The 23637-nt window shown below is 35.4% G+C and carries 28 protein-coding genes; 27 read left to right on the forward strand and 1 reads right to left on the reverse strand.

The window, feature by feature from the left end:
- The first annotated feature begins 5 nt into the window (after positions 1–5).
- From JCM14932_RS15255 to JCM14932_RS16035, 24 genes are all read left to right on the forward strand, one after another.
- A complete protein-coding gene (locus tag JCM14932_RS15255; protein WP_025024717.1) occupies positions 6–1202 on the forward strand; it encodes a phage portal protein in 1197 nt (398 codons plus the stop codon).
- A complete protein-coding gene (locus JCM14932_RS09920; protein ID WP_025024718.1) occupies positions 1171–1770 on the forward strand; it encodes an HK97 family phage prohead protease in 600 nt (199 codons plus the stop codon). The genes JCM14932_RS15255 and JCM14932_RS09920 overlap by 32 nt, the downstream gene beginning before the upstream one ends.
- The gene (locus JCM14932_RS09925) at positions 1763–2977 is read left to right on the forward strand and encodes a phage major capsid protein (RefSeq protein WP_025024719.1); all 1215 of its coding nucleotides are present in this window, start codon (positions 1763–1765) and stop codon (positions 2975–2977) included. Before JCM14932_RS09920 ends, JCM14932_RS09925 begins: the two co-directional genes overlap by 8 nt.
- A 2-nt stretch (positions 2978–2979) precedes the next feature.
- Positions 2980–3318 carry a head-tail connector protein gene (locus JCM14932_RS09930; protein WP_025024720.1) on the forward strand — a complete coding sequence of 113 codons (339 nt, stop codon included), beginning with the start codon at positions 2980–2982 and terminating at the stop codon, positions 3316–3318.
- Positions 3308–3661 (forward strand): head-tail adaptor protein, encoded by a 354-nt coding sequence (locus JCM14932_RS09935; protein ID WP_025024721.1) that lies wholly within the window; start codon positions 3308–3310, stop codon positions 3659–3661. The genes JCM14932_RS09930 and JCM14932_RS09935 overlap by 11 nt, the downstream gene beginning before the upstream one ends.
- Positions 3648–4082, forward strand: a complete 435-nt coding sequence (locus JCM14932_RS09940) for an HK97 gp10 family phage protein (RefSeq protein ID WP_025024722.1) — start codon at positions 3648–3650, stop codon at positions 4080–4082. Before JCM14932_RS09935 ends, JCM14932_RS09940 begins: the two co-directional genes overlap by 14 nt.
- Position 4083: 1 nt before the next feature.
- Positions 4084–4452, forward strand: a complete 369-nt coding sequence (locus tag JCM14932_RS09945; RefSeq protein WP_034543135.1) for a DUF806 family protein — start codon at positions 4084–4086, stop codon at positions 4450–4452.
- Positions 4452–5093, forward strand: a complete 642-nt coding sequence (locus JCM14932_RS09950; protein WP_025024724.1) for a phage tail protein — start codon at positions 4452–4454, stop codon at positions 5091–5093. Before JCM14932_RS09945 ends, JCM14932_RS09950 begins: the two co-directional genes overlap by 1 nt.
- Positions 5094–5105: 12 nt before the next feature.
- Entirely contained in the window at positions 5106–5519 is a 414-nt protein-coding gene (locus JCM14932_RS09955) for a hypothetical protein (RefSeq protein ID WP_025024725.1), read from the forward strand.
- Positions 5520–5587: 68 nt separating this feature from the next.
- Positions 5588–5746, forward strand: a complete 159-nt coding sequence (locus JCM14932_RS09960; RefSeq protein WP_155832115.1) for a hypothetical protein — start codon at positions 5588–5590, stop codon at positions 5744–5746.
- The gene (locus JCM14932_RS09965) at positions 5746–11067 is read left to right on the forward strand and encodes a phage tail tape measure protein (RefSeq protein WP_025024727.1); all 5322 of its coding nucleotides are present in this window, start codon (positions 5746–5748) and stop codon (positions 11065–11067) included. The genes JCM14932_RS09960 and JCM14932_RS09965 overlap by 1 nt, the downstream gene beginning before the upstream one ends.
- Complete coding sequence (locus tag JCM14932_RS09970; RefSeq protein ID WP_025024728.1) at positions 11060–11521, forward strand: phage tail domain-containing protein; 462 nt, start codon at positions 11060–11062, stop codon at positions 11519–11521. The genes JCM14932_RS09965 and JCM14932_RS09970 overlap by 8 nt, the downstream gene beginning before the upstream one ends.
- 17 nt (positions 11522–11538) lie before the next feature.
- The gene (locus JCM14932_RS09975; protein ID WP_369342900.1) at positions 11539–11913 is read left to right on the forward strand and encodes a phage tail family protein; all 375 of its coding nucleotides are present in this window, start codon (positions 11539–11541) and stop codon (positions 11911–11913) included.
- On the forward strand, positions 11910–14171 hold the full coding sequence (locus JCM14932_RS09980) for a phage tail protein (RefSeq protein WP_025024730.1): 2262 nt from the start codon (positions 11910–11912) through the stop codon (positions 14169–14171). Before JCM14932_RS09975 ends, JCM14932_RS09980 begins: the two co-directional genes overlap by 4 nt.
- Positions 14171–14506 (forward strand): hypothetical protein, encoded by a 336-nt coding sequence (locus JCM14932_RS09985; RefSeq protein ID WP_025024731.1) that lies wholly within the window; start codon positions 14171–14173, stop codon positions 14504–14506. Before JCM14932_RS09980 ends, JCM14932_RS09985 begins: the two co-directional genes overlap by 1 nt.
- 4 nt (positions 14507–14510) lie before the next feature.
- Entirely contained in the window at positions 14511–15107 is a 597-nt protein-coding gene (locus JCM14932_RS09990; RefSeq protein ID WP_025024732.1) for a hypothetical protein, read from the forward strand.
- Positions 15108–15174: 67 nt separating this feature from the next.
- The gene (locus JCM14932_RS09995) at positions 15175–16200 is read left to right on the forward strand and encodes a hypothetical protein (protein ID WP_025024733.1); all 1026 of its coding nucleotides are present in this window, start codon (positions 15175–15177) and stop codon (positions 16198–16200) included.
- On the forward strand, positions 16193–17401 hold the full coding sequence (locus tag JCM14932_RS10000) for a hypothetical protein (protein ID WP_025024734.1): 1209 nt from the start codon (positions 16193–16195) through the stop codon (positions 17399–17401). Before JCM14932_RS09995 ends, JCM14932_RS10000 begins: the two co-directional genes overlap by 8 nt.
- Before the next feature lie 12 nt (positions 17402–17413).
- The gene (locus tag JCM14932_RS10005; protein ID WP_025024735.1) at positions 17414–17746 is read left to right on the forward strand and encodes a hypothetical protein; all 333 of its coding nucleotides are present in this window, start codon (positions 17414–17416) and stop codon (positions 17744–17746) included.
- Position 17747: 1 nt separating this feature from the next.
- The gene (locus tag JCM14932_RS16380) at positions 17748–17882 is read left to right on the forward strand and encodes an XkdX family protein (protein ID WP_081776149.1); all 135 of its coding nucleotides are present in this window, start codon (positions 17748–17750) and stop codon (positions 17880–17882) included.
- A 39-nt stretch (positions 17883–17921) separates the two neighbouring features.
- On the forward strand, positions 17922–18296 hold the full coding sequence (locus JCM14932_RS10015; protein ID WP_025024736.1) for a hypothetical protein: 375 nt from the start codon (positions 17922–17924) through the stop codon (positions 18294–18296).
- A complete protein-coding gene (locus JCM14932_RS10020) occupies positions 18293–18589 on the forward strand; it encodes a hypothetical protein (RefSeq protein ID WP_025024737.1) in 297 nt (98 codons plus the stop codon). The genes JCM14932_RS10015 and JCM14932_RS10020 overlap by 4 nt, the downstream gene beginning before the upstream one ends.
- Entirely contained in the window at positions 18589–18891 is a 303-nt protein-coding gene (locus tag JCM14932_RS10025; protein WP_025024738.1) for a holin, read from the forward strand. The genes JCM14932_RS10020 and JCM14932_RS10025 overlap by 1 nt, the downstream gene beginning before the upstream one ends.
- Before the next feature lie 136 nt (positions 18892–19027).
- A complete protein-coding gene (locus tag JCM14932_RS16035) occupies positions 19028–20011 on the forward strand; it encodes a GH25 family lysozyme (RefSeq protein WP_051528112.1) in 984 nt (327 codons plus the stop codon).
- Positions 20012–20391: 380 nt separating this feature from the next.
- On the opposite strand, the gene JCM14932_RS10040 is transcribed toward JCM14932_RS16035, so the two are convergent.
- Entirely contained in the window at positions 20392–20607 is a 216-nt protein-coding gene (locus tag JCM14932_RS10040; protein WP_025024739.1) for a hypothetical protein, read from the reverse strand.
- A 373-nt stretch (positions 20608–20980) separates the two neighbouring features.
- Between JCM14932_RS10040 and JCM14932_RS10050 the strand changes: the two genes are divergently transcribed.
- From JCM14932_RS10050 to JCM14932_RS10060, 3 genes are all read left to right on the forward strand, one after another.
- On the forward strand, positions 20981–21190 hold the full coding sequence (locus JCM14932_RS10050) for a hypothetical protein (protein WP_025024740.1): 210 nt from the start codon (positions 20981–20983) through the stop codon (positions 21188–21190).
- 508 nt (positions 21191–21698) lie between these two features.
- Entirely contained in the window at positions 21699–22016 is a 318-nt protein-coding gene (locus JCM14932_RS10055) for a carboxymuconolactone decarboxylase family protein (protein WP_025024741.1), read from the forward strand.
- A 166-nt stretch (positions 22017–22182) separates the two neighbouring features.
- Positions 22183–23607 carry a DUF6056 family protein gene (locus JCM14932_RS10060; protein ID WP_304515685.1) on the forward strand — a complete coding sequence of 475 codons (1425 nt, stop codon included), beginning with the start codon at positions 22183–22185 and terminating at the stop codon, positions 23605–23607.
- Positions 23608–23637: the final 30 nt, after the last annotated feature.

Here is a 23637-nt window from a genome sequence, read left to right on the forward strand (position 1 = left end):
AGTATATGATTTTTAGATCTTTACGACCGTCAAAAGAACCTTATCAAATGTTGAATGATGATTTTGGAATTGGTTATTCAATTAGTAATAATAAAATAGTCTTTGATTCTGATTATGTATCTGCAAGAGCAGCATTAAAGTATTCAGATATTTATGCAGTTGTTAATAAGCTTGCTGAAGACATGGCCAGCGTACATTTTGAAGTTAATAATACTTTTACGAATAAGGTTCTTACTAATCCTAGTTCGACATCTAATCAATTTTCGTTTTGGCGATCAATGTATGTTCAAATGCTTTTATCTGGTAATGCCTATGTACTGATATGGGGTGACAAGTCAGGTAGAAGTGATCACTTAGAGTATTTGAAACCTTCACAAGTTCAAATATTTAGGTCTGGTGATGGTAATCAACTAAGCTATGATGTTACTTTTCCGGAGACTGAAGAGGCAGATATTAAGAACGTCCCCAGTGCTCAAATGATTCACTTAAAGACAATGAGTATTGATGGTGGGTTGATAGGCGTATCACCATTACGTGCCTTAACCAAAGAATTGCAGCTTCAAGATGCAAATAAAGGATTAGCGCTCGGAGCAATGAAAAATGGTCTCAACATTACTGGATTATTGAAGATACAAAAAGGTGGACTTCTTGATGGCCATACCAAAGAAGGTACTAGAAAGGCTTTTGAGAAACAAGCTGAAAATGGACATGTTGTTGTTCTTGATGCCTTGGAAGAATACCAACCACTTGAAGTTAATAAAGATATTTCAAGATTGTTATCATCAACTGATTGGACCAGTAATCAAATTGCCAAAGTTTATGGAGTTCCGCAAGATTATCTTGGAAGTGAAAGTGAGCACAGCAATATTGAGATGATTTCAATCCAGTATGCTCAAACGATTGGTAGATATATACGTGGAGTTGTATCTGAACTGCAGAAAAAGCTCAATGGAAATATCACTTATGATATCAATGCAATAAGTGATATTGATGGCCAACATGTTGAAAATCGTGTTCGTGGATTGGTTAAGGATAGGGTCATTTCAGCAGAGTTAGCTCAAAATATTTTATTGAGAAGTAATTCTGATTTATTAACAGTTGATGATATTAAAAAAACTAAGAATCCGCTACCGCCTATTTCAGTACAAAAAATGAAAGGAGGTGATAAGAATGAGCAAGGTACAGGAACTGAGAGTGATTGAAAATGGCGAATTAAAAATCGAAAAGCGTTCAGATGAGAATTCTGCTGATAAATTATCAGGATATGCAATTGTCTTTGATCAACCTAGTGAAGACTTGGGTGGGTTCATAGAATATGTTGATAGAAGTGCTCTAGATGGGGTCGATTTAAGTGATGTAAAGCTACTATACAATCATAAATTCGACAATATTCTAGCGAGGGTCGATAGTAATACTTTATTGCTAACGGTTGATGAGCATGGATTATTCTTTAGTGCAGATATCCCTAACACTACTATTGGCAATGATGTTGCTGAGAATGTTAGAAATGGCAATTTGAAGGGATGTAGTTTTGGCTTCACAATTTCCGGAGATGCCTGGGAGAACATGGATAACGATGTTGCAATCAGACACATTACTAAGGTTGAAAGTCTTTATGAATTGTCGATTACGCCTATGCCTGCATATAAGGAAACATCAGTATCTCAACGATCACTAGATGAATTTAATAAAGAAAAATACGAAAATAAAAACTCTAGTTCAATTGATGAACTGGAGCTTTTTAGACTGGAGAATGATTTGTATGACTAAAGAGGAATTATTAGCAAGAATTGATGAAGCGAAAACTTTTATTCGCAGTAACGAACCACAGGATAAAAAGGACGAAAAATTAAAGGAGATCCGAGCACTTGTTAAGGAATTTAAGATGTCTAAGGATCTTGATGACTTTTCCGGAGATCTAGAAGACGAGGAACGTGATGATGATAAGAAGTTTCCTCAAAAACGTTCAAAGATTCATCAAGACGATGATCCTGAAAAAGAAATGCGTTCAGCAATTAATACTTATCTACATAGCAAGGGTACAAAACAATCTGATAAATTGAACTTTACTGAGGATAGAGATCTGATTATTCCGAACAAATTGACACGTGATGTTACTCCTGGGATTAGCAAAACTGATGTTAGTGAAACTGTTCCAGAACAAATTATTTATGTTCCTCAAGATGAAGTTAAAACAGTTGTAGATCTTGCAAAATTCGTTACACGTTCGGCTGTTAAAACTGGTTCTGGTAAATACCCAATGCGAAAGAGAGCATCTGCAAAACTTAATAAAGTTTCTGAATTAGAGGATAATCCAGAGCTAGCCAAGCCTAATTTCTTACCAATTAGTTGGAGTGTTGAAACAAGACGTGGTGCAGAAGCAATTTCACAAGAATCTATTGATGATGCAGCAGTCGATTTAATTCCACTATTGAGTGAAGATGCAAATGAACAAAAGATTAATACTACTAACTTTGATACTGCAACAGTATTAAAAACATTTACAGAAATCACTGTTAAAACATTGGACGATATTAAGAAGGTTGATAATGTTGGATTAGATCAAGCTTATACACGTTCATTAGTTGTAACAGGGAGTTTTTATCAATGGTTAGATACTTTGAAAGATGGAAATGGAAGATATTTGTTACAAGATGATATTCAATCGGCTAGTGGTAAGTCATTATTAGGGATGCCAGTGTTTAAAATTGATGATGATTTATTTGGTGCTAAAGGTGAAGCACATGCCTGGATTGGTGATCTAAAACGTGCTGTATTCTATGCTGATCGTGCTCAAATTGTTGCACGTTGGGTTGAAGATCGTATTTATGGTCAATATTTACAAGTTGGTACTAGATATGACATTGTTAAGGCTGATAATAATGCTGGTTTCTTCTTAACTCTAGACGCCAAAGCAACCTCAAATGATAGTTCGACAGTTAATCCAACTACTGAAACTACAACAGATGGTAAGTAGAAATGACTGATGAATTATTGAGTAGCCTTAAGCTAAGTCTGCGAGTTGATGGTAGTGATGATGACGAGGTTTTAAATCGCAATTTGATTGCTGCAGAATCATATGTAAAAGGTGCAATTGGTGAAACGGGAAGTTTAATGAAGGATTTCTATGAATTACCTGAAACTCAAACGCTTTATGAAACAGCAGTTATTGCTATTGCTAGTTCGTATTACACATATCGTTCCGCGAGTATGACAGGACGTGTTAATAATGTTGATTTGGCTAGTAACTCAATAATTGCCCAATTGCGTGGAAAATATAATCGAATATATCAGGAGCGTATTGAAAATGGTTCGTAATATCAACCCTAGCAGATTGAATACAAGATTACATTTAGGCGTTGCGGCTCCAGTCAGAACTACTCAAGGAACTATGCAGCCAGATTTCAAAGAAACTGAAACTGTTTGGTGTGGAGTTTATACAATGACAGTAAATCAGCAAATATCAACTTTAGGTGCGTCAGATAATTTTGATTTAATTCTGATTATTAGACATCGTGAAAGTGGTCTAAATGGTGCTAAATACGCGCGTTTTAAGGACTTGTTGTATGAGATAACGGGTACTTCTCCAGAGTGGAGCAATACAGCGCATTCATTTGATTTGGTTACCATTAAGAAGGTGGACAGGATTGGAATTTCTTGAGGGAATGAAGAAGTTGGATCAAGCATTATCTGATCTTTCTTTGACACCTAATCAAAAAAAACAAATGACTAAAGCAGGCGCATTAGTTTATAAAGAGTCATTAAGAAGCAACATGAATAATAGTTTGCATAAAGGAAAATATTCAAGAGAGACTAAAGTCAAACTCGAAGATGATATTGGAATCAGATATAAGGTTGAAGATGGAGCTACTTATGTTGGATTCAAATCAACCACGGGCCATAGTGGCTATATTGCCAGAATTTTGAATGATGGATATGCGGCTCATGGTGGTAAAGGAGCAAAAGCTCACAAAACAAGAATTATTAGTGGACTTCATTTTCAGGAAAAATCCTTAGTTGAGTCCAAAAGTATGATTTTAGCCGCTGAAGCTAAAAAATATAGAGAACTAACGGGTGACTAATATGGTTGCAGATAAGATTTTAAATATTTTGTTGAGTAAGTCGGAAGAATTGAAAATTAATTCTTCCAATTTTTTTGCACAAAATATTCCACAGGATTTGATAAGCACTGATAAAACAATGATTTTGATTACTGAAATTCATAGCATATTTACAAACAGAGCTAGTGACGTGAGTACAGCTAAGGATAATATGATAGAAATTCAAATCTTTTATCGAGGCGATACAGAACCTGACAGAACTGAATCGATTATCAATCATGAATTAGAAAAGTATCATTTCTATCAAATTAACTCATACCCGGATGTCGATTCTGACACCGGGTATTTAACTAGAACAATGAAATATGAAAATACGGAGGTAATTTACTAATGGCATTATCAGGATTTCAATCAGCAAGAATCGGTATTTTTGATCCGAATACGGAGAATATTCAAAAAGATAATATATTCAATGTCGATCCTAAAGAGAAAGGTTCAGTTGTAAGTGCTACAATTTCAAACATTTCACCTACAATTACGCCCATTTATGGATCAGACCAGGAGTGGAAAGCAGGTGGAAAAGGTGTTGGAGCAATTTCAGTAGCTTTTATTGCTAATGCTATTCCACTAGCGGTAAGACAAAAAATATTAGGAATGGAAACATTTGATGGTGGTATTGCTGGGATTGGTAAGAAAACACAGGCCCCATACTGTATTTTTGAAATGATTTCTCATGATGCGGTGGATGAATCAATAACAGCACATTTAGCACTTGTTAAAGGAACGTTTCATTTAACATCAGTAGCTCCAAAAACAAATACAAATACAACTGTCTATGATCAAGATCAATTGACATTCACAGCTACTACACGTGATTCAGATGGTTTTGCTTACTTTGAAGCACTTGAGGATGAAAAAGACTTCGATACCAATAAGTGGGAAACAATGATTTATGGTATGCCATTAACAACAATTGATGGTGGAAGTTCATCAGCTTCTAATGTTAATCCAACAGATTCAACTGATAAATAGGAGGAATAGCTAATGTCGAAGGAATATTTCCAGATCAATGCATTTAATCGAAGATTCTCGATTAAAAAAAGTAATAAGAATATGAGATTATCTTACGAATATTACACAAAGATCAGTACCAAGAATAAAGCTTTGAAATCTAGCCTTGATCAGATTGATAAGTTAGAGAAACAAGACTTAGGCGAAAAGGAAGCCACACAAGCTATTATGGATGGATTTTCTTCAGTTTCCCAATCATCGATGGATTTTCAGAATGTTCCATATAACTTTATTAAAGAAATTTTGAAGTTGAATCCAAAACAGGTTTCTATGCTTGATGACATGACTGGTGATGCAACGGCCGTGTTAGCTGGTCGACTTGCTCACGGTGTTACTTCAGACGAGGAAGATATTGACCCAAAAAAGCCACGAAAGAGGAGCAAGTAGATCCGTATATCGTTTATAACGATTTCTTGAATTATGAAAAGTCCATTATGCAGGAAACAGGTTGGGATTTGGAAACAATAGAATCTCAGCCATTTTTTGTACTTTCAGAGATTCTTAATGATAAGCGTGAACTACATAACCCCAATAATGATGTTGGTCCATTGAGTTTGACTGATTTCATTCAATCTGGAGGTATTTCATCAATCTATGAGAAAGGAGGTAAATAATGGCAAAGGATATGGAGTTAAATACCGGTATTCATATTGATTCTGTTCAAGCTGAGGGATCTCTTCAATCCTTGAGAAATCAAGTCAAAGCTCTAACATCAGAATGGAAAATCAATGAACAGGTTCAGCGTGCTAATGGTGAATATCAATCAGCCTATCAGGTTAAAACTGAAGGTCTAGGACGTGCGATTGAAGGACAACGTAATCTTATCAACAGACTGCAATCAGAGATGGGTAACCTTGATAGAACAACTACTGAAGGCAGTCAGAGATTTTCTCAGTATGGTAATCAAGTAAATACTGCTACTCGTAAATTGAATGACATGATTATGCAACAGGATCGTGCTAAAGGTACTTTGAATCTTTATACAACTGGTATAAAGGAACAAAAGCAAGCAATGGAGAGTGCTAAGAATATCTCTGAATCCTTAGTTCAACGATACAAGGCTGAAGGTCAATCTATAAAAGCATCGGCGACTGAAAGAACAGCACTGAAATCACGTATTCAAGAACTCAACTCCTTATATTCTAAGGAATCTGATGAATTGGAAAGTGTTAAGACCAAGAGCGGTGCCGCTTCTAAGGAATATTCTTTACAAGCCAAACGTGTTAATGAATTAGGGACTGAAGTTGCTAAGAGTAAAACACGTTATAGAGAACTTGGATCAGAGTTAGGTAGCATGGGTACACATTTTACTGGTATTAGACAAGCTGCAGTAAATTCTAGAACAGCAATTGGCAATATGAATACTAGTATCAAGAATAGTGTTAGTCATCTTAAAAATATGGCAATGACAGCTGGAATTGCTGGTGTAGCTGTGGGTGCAATGTTTGTAAGTGGTGCTAAAAAGGCCACTGAATTGGAAAATAGTTATAAGCAAATTACTAACCTTGCAGTAACCGGTGGTGAAAAAATGGCCGAATCTACTCGTAATGTTTCTAAGATGCAAGATGATGGTCAGAAGTATGCTATGAAATATGGTAAATCTCAACAAGAGATTGCTGATGGGTACGAGGATCTAATCAAACGTGGTTATGACACTAAGCAAGCATTAGGCGCTATGAAGTCTGAATTACAAGCATCAGTGGCGTCTGGTGATGACTTTGCAGATGTTGTAAAGGTTTCATCACAAACGTTGGAATCATTTGGTATGCGTACCAATTCCACTAAAGGGATGATAAAAAATACTAAAGTTGCGGTTAATGATTTAGCATATGCAGCTGATATGACGGCGACAGGATTCAGTGATTTAGGTGTTGGTATGTCATATGTCGGATCTACGGCTCATCAAGCTGGATTCTCACTATCTGAAACAGCAAGTGCAATGGGTCTTCTTTCAAATAATGGCCTCGAAGCAGACAAATCGGGTACTGGACTACGTAAAGCTATAAATAGTTTGATTTCACCAACGAAAGGTGGAACTGAAGCACTTGAAAAATTGGGTCTAAGTACTAAAGATTTCACTGATAATCAGGGAGATATGAAGTCTATGACTGATATCTTTGGATTATTGCATGACAAAGTTCAAGGAATGGGAAAAAATGAAAAAACTGATATTTTCCACGACTTATTCGGTACAACCGGACAACAAGCTGGCTTAATTCTTGCTGAAAACTCCAAACAATTGGGTGAATTGAATGCTAAGGTTGCTGATTCTGCTAAAAACGATTATGTAAGTAAGTTAGCAGAGAAGAATAGTCAGACAGGTAAAGTTGCATTGGATAGGTTAAAACAATCTGCTGATGCAATTACAATGACGATTTCAAGTGCAGCATTACCAGCAATTACTGAAATTGGCGATCGAATGGCCAAGGCAGCCAGTTCAAAGGATTTTGAGAATTCCATTAAAGGGATTGGAACCTGGGTTGGTCATTTAGCAGATAACACTGCTGACTTTTTTAAGTATCTTGGACAGCATGGCAATGATCTTCAGGGTATTACTAAATCAGTTGGAACTATCGCTAAAGATATTACAATTGGTGCATGGAACACCTTTTCTGGCACCTTAAAAGTAATTGGCATCATGTTTGGACTTATTCATGACAATGGTAAAAAGGCTGAAGATCCACTAAAGCTGATGAATGAATTTGTTTCAGGAATAGCTAAGCATGAAACAGCTATAAAGGTTGTTGGTGGATTAATTGCCGGTATGTGGGCCACTGATAAAATTGGAAGATTTGCAGTTAAGATCAATGATATTACTGATGCATTCGGTGGATTGAAAAAGAAAATAACTAATTCAGGTATTGAACAAGCTGCTGCAGAAGTTGGAGAAAAATCAGGTACTTCAATGACGGATGGGATTAGTTCTAAATTGGACGGAAGTTCAATTGGTAGTAATCTAACATCATTGGGAAATACTTGGGGTGGTAAGTTATCCATAGCTATGGGTGCAGCAATTGCAGGCAAAGATATTTTCGATGCATTAACTACCAAAAGTAAAGGTAAGAAAGTTGAAAGTATTGGTGGTTCAATCGGTACTACCATGGGATTTGGAATAGGTGCAGTTATTGGTGGACCTGCAGGTGCTAGTTTGGGAGCAACAATAGGTGACCAGTTGGGAAAGAGTGCTGCTCCTGCATTTCAAAAGTGGTTGTACCATCCAGATGCCACAGCTAAAAAGGGTACTAACGAATATTATGAGCAGATGGTTAAGTCACGTAAGAAACTTGCTGATCAGTATAAAAGTGATATGGCTATGCCAGGTGCCTCTGCGTCAGAGCGTTCTGTATATACTAAGAAGTATGAACAGGCTAAAAAGGATGTTGAGAAATACGAAAAGTTAGCTAAACGTGTAAAAAAGACTGATTCTGAAGTGAATAAGCCTACTAAGAAAACAACAACCGCTCAAGCAATTACCAAAGTAGCGACAACTAAGGTATCTAAGAAAGATATTCAAAATGTTAAGGATATGATTCCAGTTATCAAGAATTATGAGGATGCCTTATCTGGATTGAAGAAATTTCTTAAAAAGAATAGTCCTGCTGACGAACTATCCAAAATTGATAAAAGCTTAAATGGTTCATCAAAGAATTGGAGTAAATTATCAAAACCTATTAGTGATATTGGCAAATCATTCAAAACACTGGCTTCGTTCAGCAAGTCGATGAATAAAAATGATGCGTTTTCTCAATTTAATAAGGACTTACCGGAACTAGAAAAAACTTTAAAGAAATCACAATTGACTAAGTACCTTGATAGTATGGATAAGGATCTCAAGAAGAATAAGATAACTAGTACTTTGGACAAGTTAACTAAGAGTCTTGAGAAGGATACAAAGAGTTGGAGTAAATTATCAAAACCGGTTAATCAACTTAGCAACTTATTTAAAACACTTACTTCGTTTGGTAAGTCTATGGATAAGAAAGATCCATTTGCACAATTCAACAAAGATTTACCAAAGTTGGAAACTACTTTGAAGAATACCAAGGTAACTAAATATCTTGATGATATGGCTAAAGATTTAAAGAAGAATAATTTATCATCAGCCTTTGATAAGTTGACCAAGAGTATTCAAAAGGATACTAAAGATTGGACTAAGTTTGCTAAGCCAATAAAGGATATTCAAAAAGCATTCCAGAATTTGAATAAATTCATGAAGCTATATGGCAAATCTGATCCTTTTGCTAATTTAGATAAGGATTTTCAGAATCTTACTAAAACACTCAATAAGCAGAATATTGGTAAATTGCTCAGTTCTCAGATAACAGAAGCCAATAAGGCAACATCGAAAGTTACATTTGATAAAGATTTTAAGAATGATACTGATGGAATTATTGATGCACTCAAGGACTTCAAATCATCGTTCAATAAGAACTGGAAAGATACTTGGAAGAATACGTCTGAAGATATGAAAGTTGGGCTCTCAACCGCTGCTAGTACATATAGCAGTAAGATGAGTTCTATTTCTAAAAGAGAGAATAGTTTTACAAGTGATTTTCTAAAAAAATGGAAGAGTTGGTTATCTTCAGTCAAAGGCGATTTCAAAACATCATTTAGTTCACTACCTGGACTTGCAAGTAAATCAATGAGTAAGGTCATTTCCGAAATTAACAAAGGCATTGGTGGAGTTAATTCTGTTATCAGTGCGTTTGGTGGTAAATCATTAAATCTTGCTAAATATGCTGTTGGTACAGCAGGTACTCCTGGAGGATTAGCAGTAGTTGGTGAACAAGGTTATGAACTAGCTTATGACAAGAATAGTGGAATTTATCCAGTAGGTACTAAAGGCGAGGAAATTAGATATTTATCTCCTGAAACATCGATTCTACCTCATCATTTATCTGAGCAATTTATGGGAATGGTAGCCAATCTACCTCATCATGCGACTGGTAAAGGCGATACTCAAAAGACATCTGCTGATATGACTGATTACGTATTTGAACACTTAGATGAATTAAAAAAAGACCCAGTACCATTTTTGAAGAAGCCATTCTTTGAGAAGGCCAGTTTCAGTAGTAATGAGTTTGTTAATCGTTTTGGTACATCACTAGCAAATGGGTTTTTAAAAGCAATTGCTGGACCAGTTAAAAAAGAATTAGAGAATATGGATTTCAGTGGTGCTGGTGGTGCTAGACCGGCTAAAGCATATGGCCCAATGATTCGTGCAGCCGCCGCATTTATGCATCAAACTATAACTGATTTCAATGTGGATATGATTGAAAGAATCATTGCCAATGAAAGTGGCGGTGATCCTAATATCACTAACAATTGGGATGGTAATGCTAAGGCAGGGCATCCATCAACTGGTATTCTTCAGTATATTTTGCCAACATTTCTTAACTACGCTATGCCTGGACACACCAATATACATAACCCGTTGGATCAACTGATTGCATTATTTAATGATGCAACTTGGAGAACTGACATGGGTATGGGATATAACGGTAAATATGGTGAATGGCGTGGTTCAGCTAGTGGACCATCTGGACCAAGGTTCATGGCTGCAGGTGGTTTTTTGACAAAACCAACTAATATTATTGGTGGTGAAGCCGGCCCTGAAGTAATGATTCCCCTGAATAATAAAATGAGAGCTATACAGATACTTCAGCAAGCCAAGGATACTATTGGTGGTAACGATGAATCATCTAATACAAACTTTAATGTTGATACTGCAAGCATTGAGGAAAATCAAAAGCAACAATTATTGATGACGCAGGTTCAAAATAAATTACTTGGTAAATTATATGAAGCATTATCAAGTAATAGTGGTAGTGATACTAGTTCTCTAAATGATGTTGCAAACATTTTTGACAAGATAGGATTACAAAATCGTAGAATGACTAAATTCCAAGTTAAAGGAGGTACATCACTTGCCTAAAAGATTGAATGGTAGATACCGTCAAGATTCATTGCTATTAAAAAATGATGGTGAAGATGAATTTGAAATAAGTAATTATCAAGGACTACATTTTGCTAGATTAACAGTGAGCTCACCTCAACCTCAAACTAATTTCAAAACAAATACAGGTATTGATGGTCAGATTCAACAAGGACCAATTATCTATGCTTCTCGAACGGCAAAAGCTGATTTTTGGATAGAAGTTTCTGATGGTACAGATTTAGAGAGTAGATTTCATGAGTTTTATAATAAGTTCTTTAATAGAGGCTTGGTAAGAGTACGTCAAAGCTATGACATTGGTCGTTGTTTTTACGGAATACCTAAGCCTTTTTCTTATACTGATATTGGATTTTACGATAAATCTTTTCAGTGGAGTTTGAAATACCAAGTGCTTATATGTACTCGGTCGTTAGATCAACAGATTTTCCAATAGACATTAATAAAGAAGATTTGATCACTGATAATCTAAATTTATCCAGTACTAATATTAGTTACACTCATTACGCAGGTAGTTTCAAAATCTATAATCCTTCTGATTTTGATATACAACCGTATGAGCAGAACCACGAGTTAGATATTCTATTTAAAGGATCAGGAACTCCAATTTTAACCAATAATGATACCAGTGATACATTTCAAATGAATCAAAGCATCTCATCAAATGATTCATTAATTCTTAAAGGGGTTCATCCATTTCTTAATGGTGCAGCGTGTGAAATCAATACAAATCATGGTCATATTAATTTGCAAAAGGGATGGAATAGTTTTAACTTAAGTGGTTTTAATGGCACTGTGACTTTTGACTTTCCATTTATCTACTTATGATTAAGTTTGATAGTTACCGAGTCCAAGATAAAGATGGTGTTTATGATGAAACTTTGACTTGTATTGATCGTGACTCTTTAAGTAATTCCATTGAAATGAATAAATCAGATCAGATTGACTTTACTGCTGTGAATGATGAAAGTATTGGTTATCAGCTGTTACAAAATGAAAATTATATTATTTTTGATGGTCAAAAATATCGTATTAAACAGGCGGAAAAGGATGATGAAGCCTATGATTTGAAACGTACAGTGTCAGCTACTCATATTTGGTTCGATTGCCAGTATGTTTATAATTATGACAAGATTAATGGAACCAAGAAGCTTTCGGCAAGTGACTTAATGAGTTTCATTTTTGATCAGAATGAACTTGGAAATCACGGATTTACTTGGAAAGTTCAGGGAAGTACAGAAACTGCAACTTTTACTGATTATGGTGAAAAATCTGGATTGGAATGTATCAATGATTGTATTGAAAAGTTCAATTTAGTAGTTATTGCTAATAATAAGAATATTACGTTAATTCCATTGGGTAAGTGGCAGCATAAGACTGATAAGTCATTTAGATATATACATGACACGCCTACATTTACGGCTAATATTGATACAACTGAAATTCAGAATATTGCACGGGTATATGGTAAGACTAATGCACCTGTGACATCACCAATCGGAACAGCTGTTGGGACAATCAGCTTTATGAATGGAGCGCCTGTTGTAGATGATCCTAATAAACCGACGAATACTGTTCAGACTTTACCTAATGGAACTAAGTGGGTAATGGATAGCAAAGTGGTTGCAAATGGTGAAACTTGGTACCGGGTTTCTACTAATGGTTGGGTAAATGAAAAATACATTGTGTTTGATAAGAATGGAGATATTCAACCGGAGAATCATATTATTACAGAAGTTACTGGACAAGGAACGATAAAAACTTCTACTGATTCCGATAAAGAAAATACAAGTAGTGGCAATTCCTTGCCTATTGGTAATGCTGTTGGAACAGTGAGTTTTGTTGGTGGAGCACCAGCTTTGAGTGATCCACAGAAGCAAGACTCAATAGTTAATCATTTAGATAATGGAACTACTTGGGCCATTAATAATAAGAGGGTTATTAATGATACAATTTATTACGAGGTTGCCACCAACCAGTGGGTTGATGCTAAATATATTAGTTTTGATAAGGATGGTAATGTTAAACCTGAAGATCACACAATAAATCCAGTAACAGGTCAGGGAACGGTAAAAGCTGAAGAAACAGATAGTAATTCTACTAAGGATTCTGATGACAAGACTGACGAATCTAGTGACGATGACTCTGATACTACAAAATCTGATTCTAGTGATTCCAAAGAGTCAAATATTGTTTATGTTTACGATTCGCCTTTCACACCTCAAAATAAAACTGGGAGAACATTATCTCCTAGTTCACAGTGGAGAGTTAGTGCTTCTGTTAGTGATGGTGCTCAAGGAAAATCTTGGTACAAAGTTGGAACTAATGAATGGGTACCACAAGATCAATTAGACTTTAGCGGTAAGACAGATGTATCACCAGGGGATGTAACACCCACTGAATCAATTATTTATGATTCACCCTGGACTCCTCAACATGAAGTTGGTAGGAAATTATCTGATGGTACTCAATGGAAAATCAATGGTGAGATTACCGATGGTGCTAATGGTAAAACTTGGTATCGAGTGGCAACTAACGAATGGGTCTGTGCTGATAACTTTGTATTTACTGGTGATACTGATGTCGAACCAACCGAGGTAAATAAGGGCGATGACGATGCAGCACCTGATGATCATTCAACAGATTACTTTCAGCCATTTATAATTAGAGATGAAAAGTCTATTAGTGAATGGGGTGAACGTCCTGGACCTGCAATAACCAATAATGATATTGAAGATCCGATAGAAATGAGAAAATATGCATTATCTCAAATGAAAACTGAACCAACTGTGGATATTACACTCACTTATTCAGGTGATAACGAATTAAATATCGGTGATATGATTTATTGTGATATTCAACCAGAGAATTTCACTACTTGGGTAACAGTTGTAAGTTCTAAATATAATCCTTTAAGTTATTCAAATAGCTATGAGATTAACCTAAATTCAACTCCTCAGACACTTTCTGACTATGAGTTGTCTATTCAAACATCATTAGCAAATGCAAGATATAACGCAGCCATATCTCTATCCAACGGCTCAATTACCAATCCATGGCTAACAACAAAGGTAGGCGAAGTATAATGATTGATATCAAGAGGATGGCCGATCCAACTGACGGAAAATATTTTTATCCACAGACTCATTATTTAGCGGTGCAAGGATTAACTGAATATGTAAACAGTCTGATAGGAAACAAAACAGAATATGCAAAATATGTTAAAGATTTGAAGTCGATCAATACTCCAGGTCTTTTTTATTTTGATTCGAATACAGTAAATAAGCCTGCAAATATTCCCAAGGGAATTCTACAGGCGATTTTTATTGATGAAGATAATGGAATGATCGAGGTACTGACAACCAATTATTACTTCAATGTAGTAAATGGCGTGGTATCAGATATTCAAGAAAGGATGTGATCAATTGAATTTATCTAAAGAAGTAATCGCATCAGAATTTCCCAACTTAAATTTGAATTCTAAGGACGGCAAGAAAGTTGTTCTTACTTTCAAAAATGGGAAGGATGTTGTGATTGCTAAGGAGAATGATGACGGTGGATATGATTCTGAGTTATATGAGTTCAGCAATGTTGATGACAAAGTGGTTTGGCCAGATACGCCTGAGCTACCTAATAATCTAGCAAAGCTTGATTTAGATTCATGGAATGGTGTTGTTGATTCCAATGCTCGAGACGATTTGAATAACAATCGCAAGCAGATTCAAACCACTGTTAATTCAATGGTCGGTTATGTTATTGATCAGCGTGATTTCTTTACGAAATTCAAGACTTCATTGAGTGATTTCAAATCGTTTATTCTGAAGCTAATCAATGTCAGCGTATCGGAATTTATGCATGAGAATGTTGAGACTAAATATTATTCGAAGACTGAAGTGGATAACCTGTTGAAAACCCAAAACAAAAAAATCTCCAATATTCAAGGTAGATTACCAAACAATACAACAATTGGAACATTCCACAATCCAAGCCGTCAGATCAGATGCCAAGCAATATTGATGTGAACGACCAGGTAACTGATGAAGCTCAATCTGTTATTGACGATTGGGACAAATAAAAGGAGGTAATTAAATGGTAGACGATATTAAAGACTCACAAACGCAAGATCCAATGTTACCACCCTTGGCATATAGTGATAACGATGCGGATCACCAAGAACCATATGACAAGATTAATGCTGACATTCCGCTCGAGCAGCCATTGTTGTTCTATATGGGACATCAAAAAGCATTCTATCTACCAAAGGCGCAAACAGATGATGAAAGTAATCATCTAGTTCCACAAAATATTTATAATCCTGCAACAAAAGCTAGAATTCTACCGGTAGCGTACCTACGTCAAGGCGAAGCTAGTTCATATGCTATTCATATGCATGTTTGGGATGAAAGTGGTCCTGCGGACTTGTCTAAATATAAGATGTTCTCAGTTCGAGGATATGACGGTCAGTGGCATTTGATTTCAACTGATGAAGGGCTTGATACCACTAATGCCAATATTGGTGAAATTGATTGGAAGCCTGAGGAAGCAGTAGCGTTGACTGCTGGTAAGTATCATACAGTCCAGTTGGTTATTGAAAGTGAAGACCGTGTTACACGTGCCATCACGTTGGACTTTGATTTGCATATCATTTCTAATAACGTGGCGTTCCCACGTCCTATGGCATTTTACATTTCAGAAATGCAACGTGCTCTATTTAATATTGGAGAATTAACAGCTGCAGCATACAAACACACTGGTTATATGATTAATTTCCTTGATCAGGTAGTTATGGATGCTTTGGATAATTACAAAGAAAAAATCGATGCAACTCTAGCTGATTTTGAGAATAAAATTGGTGAGAAACAGAAGAAGCTTGATGAGTTAGGTACTAATTTAGACAAGCTTGAGGGTAAAGAATCAGACTTTGAGACAACATTGAATACTTCGCTTGCTAATTTGAAGGCTCAGATCAATCAGGCAAACTTGATCACTAAGGATAATTTAAAAACTGAGGTAATTAGTTTGATCAGTAATGGTGATATCAATGTTGATGATTCGATAACTGCTGATGCTCAAGCTGTGATCGATGATTGGAATAAGGAGGATACAAATGGCTAATAAACTTTCAGAATTTATTGTGGCTTCGAGAAAACGTGATAAGAAGAATATTAAGGTTATTCGAAGTGGGGATAAGAACTATTTGCCAGATGAGAATGGTGTAGTTGTTTTTGACAACGGTTCTGGTGGAGGAAATACAGATACTGGTGATAGCGGTGATCACCCAAGTGCTGGAGTGGATTACTATCCTGGATCATTGGTCAATGGTGAGATTACAGAAAGATACCTACTTTGGAAAGGTCCAAGTGATCCGTCAACTGTCACATCAGCAACATTATTGAGAGATGTTGGATCAAAGATGAACATGGTTGGTGATGGTATCACATTCTTAGTTCATCTACAGAAGACAGCATTCACAGCTGGTGAGAAAGGTGATGTTACCGATCTGCCTTTGAATTACGATACCGCTAATATCTTGAAAGATGGATATTTTACCACAACTTCACCATACCCTATCTATATTAAGGCAAGTGATATGGTCGTTGATAAGCAAGTATCAATTCCAATTAACGGCATTGGCGAGGGATTAAGTGGAAAGAACGTAAAAGCTCCTAGGTTGCTACTTACTTTCAATGCTGATAAGACAATCTCAATTGAAACGTTATTGGGATATGACAACGATGGAGAAAGCAGTGGTGCCACAGGTGCTAATTATGAAGTCATAGTTGATAAGATTGCTACATTTTCAACACAGAAATCTGTAATTCCATTGCCTGATATGTCGTTGTTTGATGGATCAGCAACCGGAGACGTTGTTTTTAATGGTGTTACAAACTTTTTTGAAAATATAAAAAATGGAATTAGTATAACATTTAGTGATTATATTGTTATTAGCCTCGAAAATGGAATGCCTTATTGCAGGTTTAAAGCTTCAGATATTCAATTTCCAAAGAGTATAAAAGTAAATAAAATTGATTTGATAAATGGTAATACAGTAGATTTATCTAAACAGCTTGTCGATTTGAGCACTGTTAAAAGTTTCAATACTACTGATAATTGGACTTCAGATGGCAGTTCATATTATTGGAGTCCTAAAGTTATTGCAATGTCAATAAAAACTATATACAATCCTGATATTACAAAGAAATTTGTAACTGTTATTGATGGTGGGGTTTCTATTGAAAGAATCAAGCTATTCATTAATGCCAATCCTGGGACTTCAACTTTAAGTATTGATATTGAAAATGTAAAAGGATATTAGGAGGTAAGCTTAATGAAAATTGCAGTAATGATGGACTCATTTAGATCCATAATCGGTTTTGCAGATTCAAAAACTGCAGAAAAACAATCAAAGATTAAAGGTTGGACACTAGTTGAAAGTGATCCATCCTTTTTAGTTAGTGAAATGTATTTATGGACGGTACGACAATTTGATAACAAGTTAGTTCACGTATCATCACAACTAACGCCAGATGAAGAAAATCAAAAATCACAAACAGAATTAACCAGTATGCTAATGGCTCAAGGTCAAGATATCGAAAGCATCAAACAGTCAATCACTGAACTAACAAATCTACAATTACAATCAACAACAGGAGGAAACTAATATGGTATTTCTATTAAAATTACAATTAGGTTGGGGTACACGTACCAAGGACAGTATCAAGAATTATGTCAAAGCTAATACATTGACCGCTGATCAATACAAAGAGATCACTGGAGAAGATTACGTTGCTAGCTAGTCGAGAGACTAGCTTTTTTAATTTAAAGAGGTGATTAAATTGCGATATTTAAGAAAGAATCATTTTTGGTTCTTAACAGGATTTGAAGTTTTTGCTTTGGGAATTTTATTCTTGGAAACCGATGACTTCATTGGCAGGCCACCTGACTTCATTACGAACATTGATGCGCCTCAGATTGCAATTGCTTTGGTGCTGGTCGGTTTGTATTCAATGATTGCTAGTTGTGGTGAACTAAAGGGATCTGTCAGAGATATCGTTGTGTTCCTACTATTATTTATTTGGTCGTTTTATTTCATAATGTTTCTAATTCATGATTTGGCAGCACCGGTCATGATTCCACATTTCAGTACAGTGTTCACTTTCTTTATTGTGATAAGAATATTATTTGAAGCATTTTGGAGTGATGCCAGGTGATCGAGACATTCAAAGTTGTGATTTCGGCATTAGGTGGTGCATTCATTACTGGTCTCTTTGGTGTCTGGCTACAGCAATTAAAGAATAAGAATAATAGTGAAGGAATATACGCTGATCATATTGAAGAATTATTTGAGCGATTGGATAAAACAACAGAAGAACGTGATGGATTAAAGGGCCAGGTGTCAGATTTAACTTTTCAACTAATTGAACAGAAGAAAGTAGTTGATTCACTTACCAGGCAAATGGGAGATTTGAAAAATAAACTAAATGAAATCGAGGTAGGCAAATAATGGAATGGATTCAGTCATTGAATTTAATCGATGCAGTACAATTAACGATCGTTGCAGCACTGTGTTCAGGAATTACACAAGTGATTAAGACGAACAACATCTTGCCATCAAAATATATGCCATTCGTATCGATGGGATTAGGCGTATTAATTGCGGTAGGAGTTGCATTAATCTACAAAGATGCCAATATTGGGCAAGCAGTGTTAGCTGGTTTGTTAGTGGGTGGTTTCACCGCGGGATTATTCACTGGGGTCAAAGACGTTAAGAGTGATTATAAAGAATCGGGAGTAACAAATAAATGAAATGTAAATTAGTTTATATGGTAGGTCTGCTTTTAGCAGGCCTATTTTTTTTCAGTATTAATGTTGATGCTGCTCGTACCGATATGGTTGATGTATCTAATCACAATGGGTATATGACTACAGCTACTTTGTAGATATGAGAAATAACTACGGCGTTAAGTCTGTGGTTACTAAAATCAGTGAGGGTACTTATTATCACGACTATACGGCAGCTAATAACATCTCAACTGCTCAAGCCGCTGGATTATATATCAATGGATATCACTATGCTAAATATAAGACTGAATTCCAAGCAGTGGCTGAGGCTGATTATGCTAGTGCTTTGGCTAAACAAGATGGATTACCGATAGGCGCAGTACTAGTTGCCGATGTTGAGGATGGTTCACAAGCTGGATTAACTAAATCTCAAATGAATGCTAATAATAAAGCTTTTATGAACCAAGTTGCAAAGTACGGTTATCGAAGTGACGTCTATACCATGGGTAGTTGGGTAAATAACCGATTTGTTGTTCCCACTGGAACTGGTTGGATTGCGAGTTATCCGTACAATGCTAGTGGCAAGAGTTGGTATAGCTCTAATAATGGTTGGCAGTGGGGGAGTACATATAAATTTCAAGGCAGCTATGGAAATTTTGATGTGTCTCAACTCTATACGAACTTCTATACAGCCGATCAAGCGGCAAAAGTTGATCCACGTGCATCGATTAGTAATGTTGTTTCAGTTAAAGGAAATGACTATAAAGCATATGCAACATTTAATGGTAAAGGAATGGCTAATATTGGAACAAATGTCATCTCTGGATCAGATTGGATTTCAGCAAGTATTGTGGCGGTGAATGACCGACCTTATTATGTGATTGGCGTTGATACGTTGATTCCACAAGCAATTACGACCTTCAAAGATAAGCTAGTCATCAACTATCGTTCTGATTACGGTGTTAATGCTTATAACTCAGAAGGACAAGCTATCAAAGACTCTAATCAAACGTTCAAAGGTGGTAGTGAGTGGAAGACTTCAGATAAGTTGACCAACGTTCCTAACGTTGGATTGTGTTATAAGGTTGCTACTGATGAATATATTCCAATTCAATATGCTCAAGGATCAGGGTTTAATGGATAGAATAGTTTTTAAATAATTAATAAAAAAGCGCATAAATCACAATTGCTAAAGTGATTTATGCGCTTTTTGTGTATCATGTATATAAATACTTTTATAGGAGAATTATAATGAATACTTTTATGATGAATGTTGTTGGTTTTTTATACAGTGTTTTTTTGGTTACTAGTCTGGTATCCGCTTTATTCTTGTTAGCATCCATATTTGTTTTGAAAAAAGCAGATTTATCTATCAGTGGGTATAGAAGAACCAAAAGAATCCTCAAGTGGTCTTTTGGCTTTTTTCGTTTTTTCAATTTTTATATTTGTTTTTCTTAGTGGTAAGAAAAGTTCATATGAGTGGCAGTACGATTTATATAAGCAAGTTAAATAGGTTGAGCAATATTATTGATTAATTTCTTTTATTCTATCAGTTACCATTTTCTTTATTTCTAATAAATCCTCAAGATATTCATCATGGTTAGTAGCACCTGGTTTGGGATCCTTAGAAATAAAGCTTTTAGCTCTAGCCTTGTGTCTCAAATATCCCAGACGAACCTTATTATTCTCGTCCCATTTTTTGTTGGCTTTGATACGTGCTTCAGTTAACTTTTCTGTCATAATTTTCCTCCTAAATTAAATTCCATAATTTTAATATTATGGAAATGGATGTAATTATTATAAGAATGATCAATAATATTTGAAGTATCCTCTTAGTAGTAAATTTCATAATATCAGAGTAAAGGCATGTTATAATTTGGATACACAAAGCAAGAGGCTTTGCCTCTTACCTTAGTGTCATTACTTGAGCCTTGATGTAATATCAAGTATGTGGTCTATGATTTCTAGGATTACTGCAATTAACCCTAATTTGACTAACAACTTATTTTCATCATGGCTTTTTTGGTGCTTGCCTTTCACTCTTACCACCTCCTCTCTACACTTATTATAATACACTGATAACAGTGTATAGTCAAGGAAATTATTAATACAAATGCTGTTTAAAAAGAAGTATCAAGATCTATATGACACTGCTGATACTGAGTGTTCTAGAATATCTAAGAAACAAAAGAATGGTGATATACCAGTTCATATGGCAGCCACTGAAATGTTTACTGTGATGGCTCAAAAGAATATGTATTTTGATTTCCTTTCAGATTTAGATGATTTAGAATTGGACAATAAAAAAACACAGAAATCATAAGATTCCTGTGCAATAAATTTATTTAAAAAGTGTGACGTGTTTTTTCCTATTATGTGTGGGCTTCTAAAATGGCACACTTTTGGCACATCGAGCGACCTTAGCTTTACAGCACCAACGATGGTTGACCCCGATCACCGGTATTACAAGAGTATAACTCTTAAAAAGTCGAAATTATAAAAGTCAGAATGCTGATATATCAGTGTTCTGGCTTTTTTATTTTTCTTTAAAATAATGGAAAAAGGTATTTTGGACACTTTTCGAGCACCTTTATTTATGGAATTAGTAGTTTTGAACAAACAAAAAAGCCGCCTGCTGAGAACAGACGACTCGATGTTACATAGTTGTACTGACGGGACCAATCCGTAAGTACACTTTAGTATAACACATAAATAACGTTTTTTAGATATTAAAAAAATAATATCGATATTCTATTGACTTAAAGTTAACTTCAAGTGATTTAATGTTCTTTGTTAAGAAGATTAAGTCAAAATGGAGGAAATTAGACAATATGAAAAAACAAACTGCAGGACAAGAACAACTTGGAGATTTTGCACCTCAATTCGCTAAGTTAAATGATGATGTATTATTTGGTGAAGTATGGAGCAAGGAAAACGAATTGTCAGCACATGACAGATCAATGATCACTATTGCAAGTATTATTTCTGCCGGTAACTTGGAGCAATTGGATGCTCATTTAAGAATCGGTAAGAAAAATGGTATTACAAAGGAAGAGACCGTTGCTGAAATAACACATTTGTCATTTTATGCTGGATGGCCTAAGGCATGGTCAGCATTCAATCGTGCCAAAGAAATCTGGACTGACTAATAATCATATCTAAGGTAGCTTAACTTATTGTTAGGTTGCCTTTTTTGTTTCTGCAAATAATCAATCTCATAGGTTATACTGTAAGAGGTATTTTGATTTTGGAGGAACCTTATGCAAAGTAAAACTAGTAAGGGTTGGGAAAAGATATTTTTCCCGATAGTTTTTTATTTATTTCTTTATTTTTAGATTCTTAGTGATACCTTCAGGTGATGATTTTTTCTGGGGTGGAGCTCAGGGTAGGTATTTGATGAATCATGGCTTTTATGGACCACAGAAGATTTATGGTGGTAGTAGCAATGGCCGTTGGATCGGTAACATTTCAGAGATCTTTACGGTTCATCATTTACTGGTCGCCATGCTAGCATATGCAGTTTTTTGGACATTATTGATTTGGTGTATTTGGAAGTTAGCCGGTAAGTCGAAGTTGGCGTTGGTATTAAGTGGATTGTTCATTTTTACTTTTCAAGATGGCTATATCAGTACAGTTTTGGCTTGGAATGCTGGCTTTGTAAACTATATTCCACCGTTGGCTCTGATGCTGCTATTTTTGACGTTTATCAAGGATTTATACGATGGTAATAAAGTATACAACCCCATCCTTTTAGCCGTATATGCGTTCTTTATGAGTCTTATAGGAGGATTGTTCGTTGAACATCTAACTCTTTATCAGATTTTTATTGGTGTGGTTGTTATACTGATCGGTAGATATGTTTATCATTCTAATTTTGAATGGTTTGAGGGTAGTTACTTGTTGGGAGCAATTGTTTCAGCAGCTATTATGTTCAGCCATCCAGCTTATCATGAGAAATCAACATATCGCGATACCAATTTTGATATTCATGGAATTATAAATAATTATTTTTATATCACTCATTATTGGTTTAACACATTGAACTTGATCGTGAACATAGCATTGTTAGTAGCAATTATTATTATTGCTACTAACAAGTTGAAGCACACAAGTAAAATGAAGTGGATGATCAATCTTGCTTCAATATTTTTAATTGTTTACTATTTGGTTATTAACTTTTGGTTGAGTCGTCATAATTATGATCAATTCTTTATGTATCGTAATTTGAGTACTAGAGTTACTCTGGTCGATGGTGTAATGACGATTTTGTACTGGTTATTCTTGATTTTTTGTACGATATATTTGTTCAAGCCTAAAAAGAATTATGTTTTGTATTTCAGTTTATTCACGTATTTTGCATTGATATCTCCATTTATCATCATTATTTCACCTATCAATTCACGTGAATTCTTTACTGCATATGTCTTTTTGTATATTGCAGCGATATTGTATGTCTTGAAGGCTGCTAGTTATTTTAATAAATCAGTAATCAAGAATCTTAAAACTGTTTTGGTGGTTGTTTTAGCACTTTGCGCAGTTAGCGTTGGATACAAGATGACTGCCAATTATCATGCTAATATGGTTAGAGTTCAGAATGAAAGATTCTTATCTGGACAAGCACAGTTACCAAATCATGTTCCTTATCGCAAGTATGTCTTATCGAATGATGCATTATTACAACAATCCTCAACTTATTGGAAAGAGTTCTTGAATAAGTCGTGGTTACAAAGATTATTATAAATTGAAATCCGCTACAAGATTTGTAGTGGA

Source organism: Companilactobacillus nodensis DSM 19682 = JCM 14932 = NBRC 107160 (genome assembly GCF_000615905.1).
In the GTDB taxonomy this organism is placed as follows: Bacteria; Bacillota; Bacilli; order Lactobacillales; family Lactobacillaceae; genus Companilactobacillus; species Companilactobacillus nodensis.

Excerpts from the sequence above, each read along its gene's own strand:
- JCM14932_RS15255 (WP_025024717.1), top strand. The coding sequence starts at position 6 with ATGATTTTTAGATCTTTACGACCGTCAAAAGAACCTTATCAAATGTTG.
- JCM14932_RS09920 (WP_025024718.1), top strand. The coding sequence starts at position 1,171 with ATGAGCAAGGTACAGGAACTGAGAGTGATTGAAAATGGCGAATTAAAA.
- JCM14932_RS09925 (WP_025024719.1), top strand. The coding sequence starts at position 1,763 with ATGACTAAAGAGGAATTATTAGCAAGAATTGATGAAGCGAAAACTTTT.
- JCM14932_RS09930 (WP_025024720.1), top strand. The coding sequence starts at position 2,980 with ATGACTGATGAATTATTGAGTAGCCTTAAGCTAAGTCTGCGAGTTGAT.
- JCM14932_RS09935 (WP_025024721.1), top strand. The coding sequence starts at position 3,308 with ATGGTTCGTAATATCAACCCTAGCAGATTGAATACAAGATTACATTTA.
- JCM14932_RS09945 (WP_034543135.1), top strand. The coding sequence starts at position 4,084 with ATGGTTGCAGATAAGATTTTAAATATTTTGTTGAGTAAGTCGGAAGAA.
- JCM14932_RS09950 (WP_025024724.1), top strand. The coding sequence starts at position 4,452 with ATGGCATTATCAGGATTTCAATCAGCAAGAATCGGTATTTTTGATCCG.
- JCM14932_RS09955 (WP_025024725.1), top strand. The coding sequence starts at position 5,106 with ATGTCGAAGGAATATTTCCAGATCAATGCATTTAATCGAAGATTCTCG.
- JCM14932_RS09965 (WP_025024727.1), top strand. The coding sequence starts at position 5,746 with ATGGCAAAGGATATGGAGTTAAATACCGGTATTCATATTGATTCTGTT.
- JCM14932_RS09980 (WP_025024730.1), top strand. The coding sequence starts at position 11,910 with ATGATTAAGTTTGATAGTTACCGAGTCCAAGATAAAGATGGTGTTTAT.
- JCM14932_RS09985 (WP_025024731.1), top strand. The coding sequence starts at position 14,171 with ATGATTGATATCAAGAGGATGGCCGATCCAACTGACGGAAAATATTTT.
- JCM14932_RS09995 (WP_025024733.1), top strand. The coding sequence starts at position 15,175 with ATGGTAGACGATATTAAAGACTCACAAACGCAAGATCCAATGTTACCA.
- JCM14932_RS10000 (WP_025024734.1), top strand. The coding sequence starts at position 16,193 with ATGGCTAATAAACTTTCAGAATTTATTGTGGCTTCGAGAAAACGTGAT.
- JCM14932_RS10005 (WP_025024735.1), top strand. The coding sequence starts at position 17,414 with ATGAAAATTGCAGTAATGATGGACTCATTTAGATCCATAATCGGTTTT.
- JCM14932_RS16380 (WP_081776149.1), top strand. The coding sequence starts at position 17,748 with ATGGTATTTCTATTAAAATTACAATTAGGTTGGGGTACACGTACCAAG.
- JCM14932_RS10025 (WP_025024738.1), top strand. The coding sequence starts at position 18,589 with ATGGAATGGATTCAGTCATTGAATTTAATCGATGCAGTACAATTAACG.
- JCM14932_RS16035 (WP_051528112.1), top strand. The coding sequence starts at position 19,028 with ATGAGAAATAACTACGGCGTTAAGTCTGTGGTTACTAAAATCAGTGAG.
- JCM14932_RS10040 (WP_025024739.1), bottom strand. The coding sequence starts at position 20,607 with ATGACAGAAAAGTTAACTGAAGCACGTATCAAAGCCAACAAAAAATGG.
- JCM14932_RS10050 (WP_025024740.1), top strand. The coding sequence starts at position 20,981 with ATGCTGTTTAAAAAGAAGTATCAAGATCTATATGACACTGCTGATACT.
- JCM14932_RS10055 (WP_025024741.1), top strand. The coding sequence starts at position 21,699 with ATGAAAAAACAAACTGCAGGACAAGAACAACTTGGAGATTTTGCACCT.